Annotated in this window: 15 protein-coding genes; 8 read left to right on the forward strand and 7 right to left on the reverse strand. The window is 71.9% G+C overall.

What is annotated here, in order from left to right; genetic code table 11:
* Positions 1 to 457: 457 nt before the first annotated feature.
* The 4 genes from ABZS58_RS34745 to ABZS58_RS34760 all read left to right on the forward strand — a co-directional run bounded on the left by ABZS58_RS34745 (position 458) and on the right by ABZS58_RS34760 (position 3,249).
* On the forward strand, positions 458 to 1,129 hold the full coding sequence (locus ABZS58_RS34745) for a helix-turn-helix domain-containing protein (protein ID WP_354787495.1): 672 nt from the start codon (positions 458 to 460) through the stop codon (positions 1,127 to 1,129).
* 1 nt (position 1,130) lies between these two features.
* Positions 1,131 to 1,868, forward strand: coding sequence for an SRPBCC domain-containing protein (locus ABZS58_RS34750; protein WP_354787496.1), 738 nt, complete (start codon positions 1,131 to 1,133; stop codon positions 1,866 to 1,868).
* A gap of 58 nt (positions 1,869 to 1,926) precedes the next feature.
* Positions 1,927 to 2,376: an SRPBCC domain-containing protein gene (locus ABZS58_RS34755; protein WP_354787497.1), complete on the forward strand. Its 450-nt coding sequence runs from the start codon at positions 1,927 to 1,929 to the stop codon at positions 2,374 to 2,376.
* A 429-nt stretch (positions 2,377 to 2,805) separates the two neighbouring features.
* A complete protein-coding gene (locus ABZS58_RS34760) occupies positions 2,806 to 3,249 on the forward strand; it encodes a hypothetical protein (RefSeq protein WP_354787498.1) in 444 nt (147 codons plus the stop codon).
* Positions 3,250 to 3,282: 33 nt separating this feature from the next.
* Here the strand turns inward: ABZS58_RS34760 and ABZS58_RS34765 are convergent, their stop codons facing one another.
* The 3 genes from ABZS58_RS34765 to ABZS58_RS34775 form a co-directional block, all read right to left on the reverse strand.
* Positions 3,283 to 3,882, reverse strand: a complete 600-nt coding sequence (locus ABZS58_RS34765; protein WP_354787499.1) for a hypothetical protein — start codon at positions 3,880 to 3,882, stop codon at positions 3,283 to 3,285.
* 68 nt (positions 3,883 to 3,950) lie between these two features.
* On the reverse strand, positions 3,951 to 4,391 hold the full coding sequence (locus ABZS58_RS34770) for an SDR family oxidoreductase (RefSeq protein ID WP_354787500.1): 441 nt from the start codon (positions 4,389 to 4,391) through the stop codon (positions 3,951 to 3,953).
* Between the two features lie 5 nt (positions 4,392 to 4,396).
* Positions 4,397 to 4,885: a carbonic anhydrase gene (locus ABZS58_RS34775; protein WP_354787501.1), complete on the reverse strand. Its 489-nt coding sequence runs from the start codon at positions 4,883 to 4,885 to the stop codon at positions 4,397 to 4,399.
* Positions 4,886 to 4,979: 94 nt separating this feature from the next.
* Here ABZS58_RS34775 and ABZS58_RS34780 point away from each other — a divergent pair, with 94 nt between their 5' ends.
* Entirely contained in the window at positions 4,980 to 6,128 is a 1,149-nt protein-coding gene (locus ABZS58_RS34780) for a geranylgeranyl reductase family protein (RefSeq protein ID WP_354787502.1), read from the forward strand.
* A gap of 100 nt (positions 6,129 to 6,228) precedes the next feature.
* On the opposite strand, the gene ABZS58_RS34785 is transcribed toward ABZS58_RS34780, so the two are convergent.
* A complete protein-coding gene (locus tag ABZS58_RS34785; protein ID WP_354787503.1) occupies positions 6,229 to 7,017 on the reverse strand; it encodes an isocitrate lyase/phosphoenolpyruvate mutase family protein in 789 nt (262 codons plus the stop codon).
* Positions 7,018 to 7,072: 55 nt separating this feature from the next.
* On the opposite strand from ABZS58_RS34785, the gene ABZS58_RS34790 reads away from it, so the two are divergent.
* The gene (locus tag ABZS58_RS34790; protein ID WP_354787504.1) at positions 7,073 to 8,002 is read left to right on the forward strand and encodes a winged helix-turn-helix domain-containing protein; all 930 of its coding nucleotides are present in this window, start codon (positions 7,073 to 7,075) and stop codon (positions 8,000 to 8,002) included.
* Positions 8,003 to 8,048: 46 nt separating this feature from the next.
* Here the strand turns inward: ABZS58_RS34790 and ABZS58_RS34795 are convergent, their stop codons facing one another.
* The gene (locus ABZS58_RS34795; RefSeq protein WP_354787505.1) at positions 8,049 to 8,459 is read right to left on the reverse strand and encodes a hypothetical protein; all 411 of its coding nucleotides are present in this window, start codon (positions 8,457 to 8,459) and stop codon (positions 8,049 to 8,051) included.
* Between the two features lie 234 nt (positions 8,460 to 8,693).
* On the opposite strand from ABZS58_RS34795, the gene ABZS58_RS34800 reads away from it, so the two are divergent.
* On the forward strand, positions 8,694 to 9,029 hold the full coding sequence (locus tag ABZS58_RS34800; protein ID WP_354787506.1) for a hypothetical protein: 336 nt from the start codon (positions 8,694 to 8,696) through the stop codon (positions 9,027 to 9,029).
* A 9-nt stretch (positions 9,030 to 9,038) separates the two neighbouring features.
* Here the strand turns inward: ABZS58_RS34800 and ABZS58_RS34805 are convergent, their stop codons facing one another.
* Together ABZS58_RS34805 and ABZS58_RS34810 are read right to left on the reverse strand one after the other, a co-directional pair.
* A complete protein-coding gene (locus ABZS58_RS34805) occupies positions 9,039 to 9,452 on the reverse strand; it encodes a nitroreductase family deazaflavin-dependent oxidoreductase (protein WP_354787507.1) in 414 nt (137 codons plus the stop codon).
* A gap of 39 nt (positions 9,453 to 9,491) precedes the next feature.
* Positions 9,492 to 11,219, reverse strand: coding sequence for a RecQ family ATP-dependent DNA helicase (locus ABZS58_RS34810; RefSeq protein ID WP_354787508.1), 1,728 nt, complete (start codon positions 11,217 to 11,219; stop codon positions 9,492 to 9,494).
* Between the two features lie 200 nt (positions 11,220 to 11,419).
* On the opposite strand from ABZS58_RS34810, the gene ABZS58_RS34815 reads away from it, so the two are divergent.
* Positions 11,420 to 12,307, forward strand: coding sequence for a sigma-70 family RNA polymerase sigma factor (locus ABZS58_RS34815; RefSeq protein ID WP_354787509.1), 888 nt, complete (start codon positions 11,420 to 11,422; stop codon positions 12,305 to 12,307).
* The last annotated feature ends 20 nt before the right edge of the window (positions 12,308 to 12,327 follow it).

Below are 12,327 nucleotides of genomic sequence, written 5' to 3' on the forward strand. Positions count from 1 at the left end.
GTCCTTCCCGTCAGGTCCTCCTCATCAGGTCCTTCTCGCCGGGTCCTTCTTCGTCGGCGGAGCCACCGACCCGTGCGACCCAAGCGGTCCCGGACGAGGCGGTGCGGCACCGCGCCCCGATGGCGGACATGCCGATCGCAGTCGCCGCTTCCTTCGCCAGCAGCCGGCCGGGCGCGGCTCGTCCGCCGGGTCGACCTGCTCCACCAACGATCGTGCGGTCAGCGGCCGAAGTCATGGATGACGGTGGTGTGCTCGGTCCGGACAGTCCTCAGGTCCTTGACGATGACCACGGCGGCCATCACGGGACGGGCAGGAACCATGCGTGGGCGAGCAGGAACATGGCCGCGCCCGCACTGAGGACGATGGCGCTCGGCCAGTGCGGCGGTCACTGTAGCGGCGGGCTCCGACAATTTTTCCTGTCTTGACAGTTCAAGTTGTCGGAGGCTACATTTCTCGCATGTTCGAAGTGGGAGTCATCGAGGAGCCGAGTGCCGCCGAGGTGGCGCTGGACCCGATCCGGGCACGACTGCTGGCGCTGCTCGTTGAGCCACACTCGGCGACCGGCCTCGCGGCAATCGTCGGCCTGCCCCGGCAGAAGGTGAATTACCACCTCAAGACGCTCGAGGCGCACGGCCTCGTCGAGCTCGTCGAGGAGCGGCGCAAGGGCAACGTCACGGAGCGGGTGCTGCGGTCCGCCGCCGCTTCGTTCGTGATCTCGCCGACGGCGCTCGCCGATGTGGCGCCCGACCCGTCGAGGTCGCCCGACAAGCTGTCCGCGCGTTGGCTGCTCGCCGTCGCGGCCCGGCTCGTCAAAGAGGTCGGCGCACTCATCACCGGGTCCGCCCGGGCGGGCAAACCGGTCGCCACCTTCGCGCTCGACGGCACCGTGCGGTTCGCCTCTGCGGCCGACCGGGCCGCGTTCGCCCAGGAGCTGGCCACGGCGGTCGCCGGGCTGGTCAGCCGCTATCACGACGAGCGTGCCGAGGGTGGCAGGGAGCACCGGGTCATCGTCGCGATCCATCCGAGCCTGCGCCCGGAAACCGGCCGTCAGACGGACACGGCGGCCGTCGACGCCGACACCGACGTTCAGATCGAAAGTCAGCACCGTCCACAGACCGAGGAGTCCTGACATGTCGCACGAATTCGAGCTCACCCACGACATCGACATCGCGGCCACGCCCGAGCAGGTCTGGGACGCGATAGCCACCGGCCCCGGCGTCGACTCGTGGTTCATGGGCAGCACCGAGATCGAGCCTCGTGTCGGTGGGCGCGGCTCCCTCACGATGCCCGGCTTCACCGCCGAGTCGACGATCACCGCCTGGGAGCCGCCGCACCGGTTCGCCTACCGTGCGACGCCTGGCGAGGACGGTGCGTTCATGGCGTTCGAATATCTCGTCGAGGGCCGCGACGGTGGGAGCACCGCGCTGCGGCTCGTGCACAGCGGCATCATGACCGGCGACTGGGAGGAGCAGTATGACGCGCTGCGCCAGGGCAACCCGCTCTATCTGCGCACGCTCGAGCAGTATCTGCTGCACTTCCCGGGTCGCACCGCCGTGCCGGTCACCGCGTTCGGGCCGCAGCAGTCCGACCAGGAGCGTGCCTGGGACGGCATCGTCGGCGCGGTCGGCCTGACCGGCCGGGTCAGTGAGGGCGACAAGGTGGAGTTCACCGTCGACGGTCAGGCCGTTGTCGGTGTCGTCGACGTCGTCCTGGATCCCGGCTTCCTGGGGGTGCGCACCGACGACGCACTGCTGCGGTTCGTGGGTGGCGGCGGCATGATCCTCACCGGTCACCACGTGTTCGCCGACATCGACCGGGAGGCCGCGGAGCGGACCTGGTCCGAGTGGCTCGCCGCCGTCTACGCCTGACCACACCGGGAGGGGCCGGCATCGCGCCGGCCTCTTCCACGCCTGCAAGGAGCGCACGGTGCGGACCGCCGAATACTCGATCACCCGCAGGCTGACCGCCGACCCGAAACGGGTCTACCGGGCTTGGACGACGCCTGCGGGCTTCAGCCGGTGGTTCGGGCCGAGGGAGTTCACCACGCCGGAGGACCGCATCGTCATGCAGACCCGGCCCGGCGGTGCCTGGCACGTCGTCATGCTCGACAGCGTCGGCAACGAGCACCCGTTCGGCGGTGTCTATCGCGAGCTCGAAGCCCCCGCGCGGCTCGTCATGACGACCGGCGATCCCGACAACACCACCGGCGACGTCGCCTCGACCGTCAGCGTGATGTTCAAGCCGACCGGTGACGGCGGCACCGAGATGACCATGCGGGAGCAGGGCGTCAACACCGACGATGCGCAGGCCGAGGGCGCCGCAGCGGGCTGGCGCCAGTTCTTCGACCGGCTCGCGGAGCACCTGGACGAGCGATGACCCGCACCCGCTCCGCCGGCTGCCGCGATGCACTGGAGCGTCGACCTGGTCAGGTCCTGCGCCGTGGCGGGCTGCGGCACGGCGAGGGGCCACGGGTGGCGGTCCGGTCGACGCCATGAGCGGCTGCCCCGGTCGGTGTCGTGAGCGGCTGCCCGGCGAGTGCCGTGAATGGCTGACCCGGCCCCAGCGCCGTGAGCGGCTGCCCTGGTCGGTGTCGTGAGCGGGTGCCCGGCGAGCGCCGTGAGCGGCTTACCCGGCCCAGCGCCGTGAGCGGCTGACCTGGTCGGCGTTGTGAGCGGCTGCCCGGCGAGCGCCGTCAGCGGCGGCAGGGGTGGGATGAGTGGGTGGCTGGGGCGCTGTCTGTTCAGGTGGCGCGGTGGGGCCGCGGAGAGGGTCCCTCCAGGGGCTGGGAGGCGGCACAATGTTCGCGTGACGTTGCCCATCCCGTACAGCGGCGGTGGCGGTGAGCTGCCTGCGTACACCGGGCCTGACGTGCAGATCGGTGATGTGCGGGTCGACGGGCGGGCCATCTACACACCCATGGGGGTGTGGCCGATCCGGGGGAGCCGGTGGATGGTGATTTCGCAGCCGGTGCCGATCACCACGACTGCGGGGTGGGGGATCGGGCTCGGTGTGACCTGCGCGATTCTGGCCGTGGTGCTGGCGCCGTTCACGTGTGGGCTGAGTCTGTTCCTGATGTTCGGTCTGTTCTTCCTGACGGCGAAGACCCACACCATGTCGGGGCCGCTGATCGTGTCGGTGCAGGCGGGGCAGTTCCACTACATGGCGCGGGAGATCGTGTACTCGCCGTTGCACGCGGCTGAGGCGCTGCAACGGGTCAACTTCGCGCAGGCGCTGGCGTCCCGGTACTGAAACGCCCGGGTGCCGGCACTGAACGCCGCGGTGCTACAGCAGGCGGTCCTCGGTGTGGTTGTCGTAGCCGGCGAGGAGCTGGGTCCTCGTGCCGATCAGGTGGGGTTCCAGGTCGCCGACCCGGGCGAGCCTGATGTCCGCAGGGGCGAGGTTGGACACGCGCAGCAGCAGACCCGGCACCTCGTCGAGGACGGCCAGCCAGCCCTTCTGGGAGGGGAGGACCTGCTGGTCGGGCCAGCGGTGGAACGGCTTCGGCACGCCGTCGACGGTGATGCCGACGCGGTGGGGGGCCGGTGTGGAGGCGGCGCGGAGGTTGCGTTCGTAGGTCTTGCGGTCCTCGGGGGGCTGGGGCATGACGGCGGCGACGCGCATGTCGATGAGCAGGGGCAGTGGCGGGCCGGCGGTGGTGACGACCTCGACCCAGCCGCCGCTGCCGGTCGCCGGGTCGCCGAAGGTCAGGCCGGCGTGCACGAGCCGGTCGTCGTCCCAGGACCACGCGCCGATCCGGCACGGGCCGGTCCAGCCGGCCATCCCGTACAGGGGCAGCGCGGCGGCGCTCGCACGGATCCGGTTCGCCTGCTGGTCGATCAGCGCTGTGAACTCGATGCGGTTCAGCCGCCCCCCGTATCGCATGGGATCGATCGTGCAGCATTGTCCGCCTTTTGTGGCATCCCATGACCCCTCGCGCGGACCCCCGCTGTTTACGAAGGAGCGCGGGACTCAGGGTCGGCGCCCCTGGCGGCGCGGCCGCCGTCGACGGGGATGACGGCGCCGGAGATGAACGACGCCGCGGGGGAGAGCAGGAACGCGACCGCGTCGGCGACCTCGGACGCGTCGCCCGGGCGGCCGAGGGGGTGCAGCCGCGCGAGCTGGTCCACGATGTGGGCGGCGTCTTCCGGTGTACGGGCGGACAGGAGCTCCTCCGAGCGTGCCGTCACGATCGAGCCGAGCGCGACGGCGTTGACGCGGATGCCGTGCGGGCCGTGGTCGACGGCGAGGGCGCGGGTCAGGCCCTCGACGGCGGCCTTGGCGGTCGAGTACGGCAGCGCGCCCCGCACCGGACGCCGCGCCTGGTGGGAGGAGACGTTGACGATGGCGCCGCCGGCTCCGCGCCCGCCGCCGGTGACCACGAACGACCGCACCGCGGTCAGTGCACCTCTTCGATCTTGGCGGTGCCGACGTCGAAGATGAAGCCGCGCACGTCCTCGCGGTGCGGCAGCCACTCGCACCGCCGGACCGTCTCGATCGACGAGCGCATCGTGTCGTGCAGGTCGGTGAAGCCGGGCACGTCCCACGTCGGCGCGTGGCCGGTCTCGGCGGTGAGCGTCGCGCGGAACTCGTCGTCGTCGAAGCCCTGCATGCCGCACTCGGTGTGGTGGATCAGGACGACCTCGCGGGTGCCGAGGCGGCGCTGGCTGATCGCGAGGGACCGCAGCACCTCCTCGGTCGGCAGGCCGCCGGCGTTGCGGATGAGGTGCGCGTCGCCGATGTCCAGGCCGAGCGCCCCGAAGAGGTCCAGGCGCGAGTCCATGCACGTGATGACGGTCAGGCGCAGACGCGGACGCAGCGGGCGCGGGCCGGGGAACGTGCTCGCGTACTGCTCATTGGCGTGGATGAGATGGTCGATCGCCGACATCCCGCCAGTGAAACAGATCGGTCACTCATTCGGATGACGTCCGCGTCACACGAGGCCAATCTCACCTGTGAAAGCGGACCTCTACGCTGCTCGGGTGAGTGAACCCAACACAGCGGACCGGCAGGACTGGGACGTGGTCGTCGTCGGCGGCGGGCCCGCCGGCCTGTCCGCGGCGCACGCGGCGGCCACCGGCGGCGCGCGCACCCTCGTCCTGGAGAAGGCCGTGCACCCGCGGTACAAGACCTGCGGCGGAGGACTGATCGGCTGCACCGTGCAGGCGGTCGGCGACCTGATCGACATCCCCGCCGACGACCACATCACGCGGGTCGAGTTCACCCACGACGGACGGAAGGGGTTCACCAGGAGAAGCCGCGGCAGCCAGAAGAGGCCGTTGCTGCAGATGGTGCGCCGGCCCCGGTTCGACGACGCGCTTCGGGTCGCCGCGGAGAAGGCCGGCGCCGTCGTGCGGCAGTCGGTGACCGCCCGGTCCCTGGAGCAGACCGGCGACGCGGTCACCGTCCGGCTCGCCGGCGGCGGCACCGTCACCGGGCGCACCGTCATCGGCGCCGACGGGTCGTCGGGGATCACGGCACGGCACGCCGGCGTCGAGTACGGCCAGGTCGACCTCGGCCTGGAGGTCGAGCTCCCGGTCGGCGCCGACGAGGCCGCCAGGTGGAAGGGGCGGCTGCTGATCGACTGGGGCCCGCTGCCCGGCTCCTACGCGTGGGTGTTCCCGAAGGACGACCTACTCACCGTCGGTGTCATCGCGTCGCGTGGCCAGGGCGAGCGGACCAAGCAGTACCTGCGCGACTTCGTGACCAGGCTCGGCCTCGACGGCATCGAGCCCGCCCACGACTCCGGCCACCTCACCCGGTGCCGCACCGCCACGTCCCCGCTGCGGACCGGCCGCGTCCTGGTCGCCGGTGACGCGGCGGGCCTGCTCGAGCCGTGGACCCGGGAGGGGATCAGCTTCGCCGTGCGCTCCGGGGCCCTCGCCGGCGCGGCCGCCGCGTCCGGTGACCTCGACGGCTACGTCACCGCCGTCGAGCGGCGCCTCGCCCCGGCGATGACCGCGGGCCGGCGGCTCCTCGACACGTTCAGCCGCAGGCCCGGGCTCTTCCACGCGATGCTGCGGACCCCGCCGGGATGGCGCATGTTCGAGCGCTTCTGCCTCGGCGAGACGTCGTTCGAACACACCGTCGAACGCCTGCCGGTCAGGACGGCGCTGAAAATGCTCCGATGAGGGCATGAGGTTCCGCGCGACGCGGGAAGACCGCCACGGGCGTGCGGGGCGGAGACCACCCGCCCGCGCCGCCCGGAGCAGACCTCGGCCGCGATGGGCGTCAGCCCATCAGACGGTTCAGCTCCGAATAGTCCAGGGCGTTGCCGAGGCTGGTGTACGTGCCGGTGGTGAACGCCTCCACGGCGGCGTGCCTGGCCACCGCGTACGCCGCCTCCGCCACCCACGAGCCGAGGCTGACCCGCGCCACGCCCAGCTTCCCGAGCTCGCCCACGCTCGGCGTGTCCGGCCCGACGAGGATGTTCAGCGGCGCGGGGATCGCCTCGGCGAGCGCCCCGATGGTGTCCGCGTCGGCGACCCCCGGCACGAAGATGCCGCTCGCCCCCGCGTCCAGGTAGGCGGCCGCCCGCGCCGCGGTGTCCTCCAGGTTGCCGGTGCCGCGGAGGTACGTGTCGACGCGGGCGTTGATGTAGACGTCCGGTGCGGCGGCCCGGGCGGCACGGATCCGCGCGACCTGCTCCGGCACCGGCCGCAGGACGGCGCCCTGCGCGGCATCCCGGACGGTGTCCTCCAGGTTCACCCCGACGGCGCCAGCCGCGACGACCCCGCGCAGCGTCTCCGCGACGTCCTCTGGGCGCTCGCCGAAGCCGGACTCGATGTCCGCGGTCACCGGCACGTCGACGGCCGCGACGACCCGGGTCAGGTGCGCGAGCATCGCGTCGCGGGTCAGCGCGTCACCGTCGGGCACGCCGAGCGACCAGGCCACCCCCGCGGACGTGGTGGCGACCGCGCGGGCCCCGGCGGCCGCGACGACCCTCGCGGAGGCGGCGTCCCACGCGTTGACGAGGACGAGCGGGTCGGCGGGGTTGTGCAGGGAGTGGAAGTTGGTCATGCCGGTCATCCTCGCGTGGCACCGGGCGGCGCTCCAACGTTTTAGCCTGGGCTACATGGTCGCCATCGGACTGTCCGCGGACGCCGTCGCGCGGGTGCGGTTCGCGATCTCGCCGTTGTGGGAGACGATCGCCAGCATCCGCGTCCTGCGCGACCCTGGCGCGCACGCCGTGCACCTGCCGTGGGTCACCCGGACGCGGCAGAAGAAGATCGGCGGTGAGCTGTGGCGGCTGGTGCGGGCGGGGCCGGCGTACGTGCCGGACTTCCTCACCCCGGCGCCCGCCGGACTGTTCGCCGACCTGCCCGCGGAGCTCGACGCGATGCTGGCGACCCCGCCCGAGGAGGTCGGACGCCAGCTCGGCGGGCCGCCGCCGGACGGGCTCCTGGAACGCCTGGCGGCGCAGATCACCGACTACTTCGACGCGGCGATCGCCCCCGACTGGCCGCGCGTCCGGCGGCTGCTGGAGGCGGAGGTGTTCACCCGCGCCCGGGCGCTCGCCGCCGGCGGGGTCGGCGGCCTGCTCAACGACCTGCACGATCAGGTGCGGTGGGCCGACGACACGCTGTCGGTGGCGCAGCGGTGGTGCACGGCGGACGACGTCCCGGCCGGCGGCGGCCTCGTCCTGATCCCGTCGGTGTTCGTGTGGCCGTCGATCCTGACCGTTTCGACGGGCCGGTCCGCCCAGTTGGCGTACCCGCCACGGGGGACGGGCGCGCTGTGGGAGCGGCCGGCGCCGGCCCCGGACGGGCTCGCCGCGGTCCTCGGCCGGACCCGCGCCCGGCTCCTCGTCGAGCTGTCCGCGCCCGCGTCGACGACGGCCCTGGCCGCCCGCGTCGGGCTGACCGCCGGCGGCGTCTCCCAGCACCTGGCGGCGCTGCGCGCGGCCGGTCTGGTCACGGCCCACCGCGACGGCCGCACCGTCCTCAACATCCGCACCGGCGTCGCCGACGCGCTGCTCCAAACAGCCGGGCGCCGACCTGCGTAATGAGGTCGGCGCCCGGAGAAGTACGGAAGTGCGGAAGCGCGGAGGATCAGCCGGCGGAGATCGACGGCGGGGTGTCGGTGTCGATGACCGTGGCCTCCGAGAAGGCGGAGTCCAGCCGCGCCTGCAGGGCTTCGAGCTGCGAGAACTCGGCCTGGTGCGACGACTCGCTGCCCTCGGCGGCGAAGACGTGGTCCGACTCGGCGGCCGAGTGGTCGTAGGACGTGAAGCTCGACTCCGCGTAATGCGCGCCGTCCGGGTTGGTGTACTCGACGCTGTGGCCCTGGTCGAACGAGGTCGACTCGGCGGCGGCGTGGTCCTGCTCGTACACGTTGAACTGGTTGTTGTAGTCGGACTCGCTGGCGTTGACCTGGTTGAGCTGGTCCAGGGACTCGTGCTCCTGGCCGGTCTCGACGTGGCCGTAGTCCACGCCGGTGTCGCCGCCGTCGTACTCGCTCATGGTGAGGTCCTCTCGGTATCTGCAGGGGCGTTCGGGGATCTGCGATTCAGGTGCTGGTCATGACACTAGGGCGCTCGCCGTGGCGTCGAATCCCTGAAATGTGCCAGTGGCGGCGAGCGTATACCGTGGTCAGCGGCCTGGACTATCCCCGAAACGACAGTTGTGGGCCTGCCGGACACCCGACAGTGTGCGCCCGCCATACTGCCTGCCGTGCGGAAACACTGCTGCGACGGTATGCGCGATCAGCTGGCCCGGTCCGAGTCGGACGCGGGGGAGGACGACCCGGACGTGGTCGTCGTGTACGACGCGAAGTTCGACGAATACGGTCTGCCCGTCAGGGACGGTGGTGCGTCGATGGTCGTGATCGGCTACTGCCCCTGGTGCGGCGGCCGGCTGCCGGCGTCGCGGCGGGACGCGTGGTTCGACGCGGTCGAGGGGCTCGGGCTCGACGCGTGGGAGGACGAGGTGCCCGGGGAGTTCCGCGGCGACGGCTGGTGGGCCCGGGACCTGGTCGAGGAGACCACGTCCCGGGACTACGTGGAGCCGGAGAAGGTGATCAGCCCGGCCTGACGGAGCGCCTCAGGCGCGGATCAGCTCGACCACCGGGATCTTGCGCTCCACGCCGCCCTGGTGCTCGATGAAGAACGGGTAGCGCTCCACGATCCTGGTCCACAGCACGGGCCGGTCCTCATCGGCGACGGGGCGGGCGGTCGCGGCATACTCCTCGCCCTCCGCCTCGACGGTGACGGCCGGCTCGGCGACCAGGTTGCGATACCAGTCGGGGTCGAAGACGGCGCCCGCGTTCGAGGCGATGACATACATGCTGTCGTCGATCCGGATGTACATCATCGGGCTCGTGCGCGGCGTGCCGCTCTTGCGGCCGGTCGTGGTGAGCAGCAGCAGTGGCCGGTCCGCGATCCGCCGCCCGCCGGCGCGGAACTCCTCGATCAGCTTCTGGTTGTACGCCCGCTGATCGATGGGAAGCTCAGTCATGGGCCAAAGCCTAGCGCCGGCCCACGACCGCGCCCGGCGTCACACCGGTTCGAGGAGCTTCGACTTCTGCACGATCGGCACGGACAGCGTCTTGTAGCCGACCTCCTCGAACAGCACGACGACCCGGTCCTGCTCGTAGGCCATGACGGTGCCGGTGCCCCAGGCGGTGTGCCGCACCTCGCTCGACACGGGGAAGGGCCGGGCCGAGTCGGCGGTCACGGTGACCGCCGAGCCGGGCGCGGTGCCGGAGGACGCCGCTCGGCGCAACAGCTTCCGGTACCAGGGGACGTGCGGCACCACGGGGTCGACGACGACGGTGCCGTTGGCGCAGTTGTCGCAGTGTTCGCAGGCCCGCTCCGCCTGCTCGCCGAAGTAGGCCAGCAGCGCCTTGCCGCGGCAGCCGGCGCTTTCGGCGTACCCACGCATCATGTCGATCCGGGAGCGCCGCAGCGTCTGGTGCCGCTCGAACTGGGCGAGCGCGAGCCGGGACGCCTCCGCCGGGGCGGGCGCGTAGCGGGGCATGCCGATCTTGTTGCCGGGGAGGACCTCGACGGCGCCGACCTGCTCCAGGAGGCTCAGCAGCGATGTCACCTTCCGGGCGGGCAGGCCGCTTCGGGTCGCGAGGGCGGTCCGGCTCACCGGGCCCTCCCGCAGCGCGGCGGCGAGCTGGGTGAGCTCGTGGCCGTCGGGCGCGCCGGAGGCGAAGAACCGTTGCAGCGACACGTCCTCGGGCCGGAAGAACAGCACGGTGCGCGACGGGTTGCCGTCCCGGCCGGCGCGGCCGATCTCCTGCAGGTAGCTGTCGGGGGAGTCGGGCAGCGCCACGTGGTGCACCCAGCGGATGTTGGGCTTGTCGACGCCCATGCCGAAGGCGCTGGTCGCGACCATGACGGGGACCTTGTCGGCCATGAAGTCGGTGTACCGGCGGTTCCGCTCGCCGGCCGCGAGACCGGCGTGGAACGCGACGGCCTCGACGCCGTTCTCGGTGAGCCGGGTCGCGTACTGCTCGGCGATCGCCCGGGTCGGCGCGTACACGATCCCGGGCGACGGCTCCTGCCGGACCTGGGCGAGCAGCCGCTGCCAGCGCTGCTCGTCGCTGGTGCAGTGCACCGCGGACAGCTCCAGGTTGGCCCGGTCCAGCCCGGCGACGTGCGTGAACGGGTCCCGCAGCCCGAGCGTCCCGGTGATGTCCGCCCGGACCGGCGGCGACGCCGTCGCGGTGAGGGCCACGATCACCGGCCGCCGGGTGCCGTCGCCGAGCTCCCGGATGAGGTGGCCGAGCTGCAGGTAGTCGGGGCGGAAGTCGTAGCCCCACGCGGAGACGCAGTGCGCCTCGTCGACGGCGACCATGGCGGGCCGCAACGCGCGGACCTCGGCGAGCCGGTCGGGGTTGCCGAGCTGCTCGGGCGTGATGAACAGGAACCTCGCGGTCCCGGCCCGCAGCGCCTCCAGGGCCGCCTTCTGCTGGTTGGGCGTCTCGGCCGAGCTGATCCGCACCGCCTGACCGGCCTGGCGGCGGTTCAGTCCGGCGATCTGGTCCTGCTGCAGCGCGAGGAGTGGTGAGATGACGACAGTGGGTCCGGCGAGCAGCATCGCCGGGACCTGGTAGATGGCGGACTTCCCCCCGCCGGTGGGCAACACCACGAGGGCGTCACGTCGCTTCAGCAGGGCGCGCATCGGCGGAAGCTGTCCTGCGCGCAACTGTTCCCAGCCGAAGTGCTGGCGGGCGGCGCGGCGGAGGCGGGGTGCGAGCGGTACAAGATTCATCGCGGGCGACTGTACCGGTGTTCGAATGACTCGGCGCGCTGAGCGAGTTTCCGCGACACGCCGAATCTGAGCACTCTCACCGCCTCGCAACCAAAAGGCACCCGAAAGTGACGGTGCCAGCACCCTTCGTAGTCGAAAGTTCTTCGTGTCAGCAGGTGGACCGCCTGCACGGGGTTCACCACAGACACGAGGGGGAACCGATGACAGCGACCCTTGAGGGTGCCACGCTCAAGGTCCGGTTGGAAGGCCGCGAGCTCGAGGACCTGATCCGCGAGCACCTGCCACTCGTCGGGCATCTGGTGCGCCAGACGCTCGGCCGACTGCCCGCCCACGTCAGCCGCGAGGACCTGGTGTCCGCGGGCATGGCGGCGCTGGCCGGCGCCGCGAAGGCGTTCGACCCGAGCCGGGGCATCCCGTTCGGGAGCTTCGCCACGACCCGCATCCGCGGCGCGATCCTCGACGAGCTGCGGGGACTGGACTGGGCGAGCCGATCCGTGCGGGCCAGGGCCAGGCAGGCGGACGCGATGCAACAGGAGCTGACCGCGGCGCTCGGACGCACCCCGACCAACCATGAGCTCGCCGAGGCGCTGGGCGTCAGCGTCGACGAGCTCCAGTCGATCGACGACGACGTGCAACGGGCCGCGGTGCTGTCGTTGCAGGGGTTCGCGGCCGGCAGCGCCGAGGACATGGTGCCGGAAAGGGCCGCCGGCCCGGAGGACCTGATCCTGCACCGGGAGCGGATCGGCTACCTGCACAACGCCGTCGAGGCGCTGCCCGAGCGGCTCGGCAAGGTCGTCAAGGGGTACTTCTTCCAGGAGCGCCCCATGATGGAGATCGCCCATGACCTCGGTGTCACCGAGTCGCGGGTGTCCCAGCTGCGCGCCGAGGCGCTCATGCTGCTGCGCGACGGGCTCAACACGCACCTCGACCCGGATCTCGTCTCGATCAGCGACAAACCGACGGGCTGCGTCGCCCGCCGCCGCGAGGCGTACCACGACAAGATCGCCAACGCGGGCAACCTCAACAGCCGGCTGGCGCAGACCAACCACCACGGCATGCCGTTCGTCCAAGCGGGACGGCACGCATAACGCGGCTTGTACCCTCGGGC

It is taken from the genome of Dactylosporangium sp. NPDC005555, from assembly GCF_040605635.1.
In the GTDB taxonomy this organism is placed as follows: Bacteria; Actinomycetota; Actinomycetes; order Mycobacteriales; family Micromonosporaceae; genus Dactylosporangium.

What these genes read in the sequence shown, in the direction of transcription:
- ABZS58_RS34750 (WP_354787496.1), top strand. Translation starts at nt 1,131, where the DNA reads ATGTCGCACGAATTCGAGCTCACCCACGACATCGACATCGCGGCCACG.
- ABZS58_RS34785 (WP_354787503.1), bottom strand. Translation starts at nt 7,017, where the DNA reads ATGACCAACTTCCACTCCCTGCACAACCCCGCCGACCCGCTCGTCCTC.
- ABZS58_RS34805 (WP_354787507.1), bottom strand. Translation starts at nt 9,452, where the DNA reads ATGACTGAGCTTCCCATCGATCAGCGGGCGTACAACCAGAAGCTGATC.
- ABZS58_RS34800 (WP_354787506.1), top strand. Translation starts at nt 8,694, where the DNA reads ATGCGCGATCAGCTGGCCCGGTCCGAGTCGGACGCGGGGGAGGACGAC.
- ABZS58_RS34795 (WP_354787505.1), bottom strand. Translation starts at nt 8,459, where the DNA reads ATGAGCGAGTACGACGGCGGCGACACCGGCGTGGACTACGGCCACGTC.
- ABZS58_RS34790 (WP_354787504.1), top strand. Translation starts at nt 7,073, where the DNA reads ATGGTCGCCATCGGACTGTCCGCGGACGCCGTCGCGCGGGTGCGGTTC.
- ABZS58_RS34815 (WP_354787509.1), top strand. Translation starts at nt 11,420, where the DNA reads ATGACAGCGACCCTTGAGGGTGCCACGCTCAAGGTCCGGTTGGAAGGC.
- ABZS58_RS34775 (WP_354787501.1), bottom strand. Translation starts at nt 4,885, where the DNA reads ATGTCGGCGATCGACCATCTCATCCACGCCAATGAGCAGTACGCGAGC.
- ABZS58_RS34810 (WP_354787508.1), bottom strand. Translation starts at nt 11,219, where the DNA reads ATGAATCTTGTACCGCTCGCACCCCGCCTCCGCCGCGCCGCCCGCCAG.
- ABZS58_RS34745 (WP_354787495.1), top strand. Translation starts at nt 458, where the DNA reads ATGTTCGAAGTGGGAGTCATCGAGGAGCCGAGTGCCGCCGAGGTGGCG.
- ABZS58_RS34765 (WP_354787499.1), bottom strand. Translation starts at nt 3,882, where the DNA reads ATGCGATACGGGGGGCGGCTGAACCGCATCGAGTTCACAGCGCTGATC.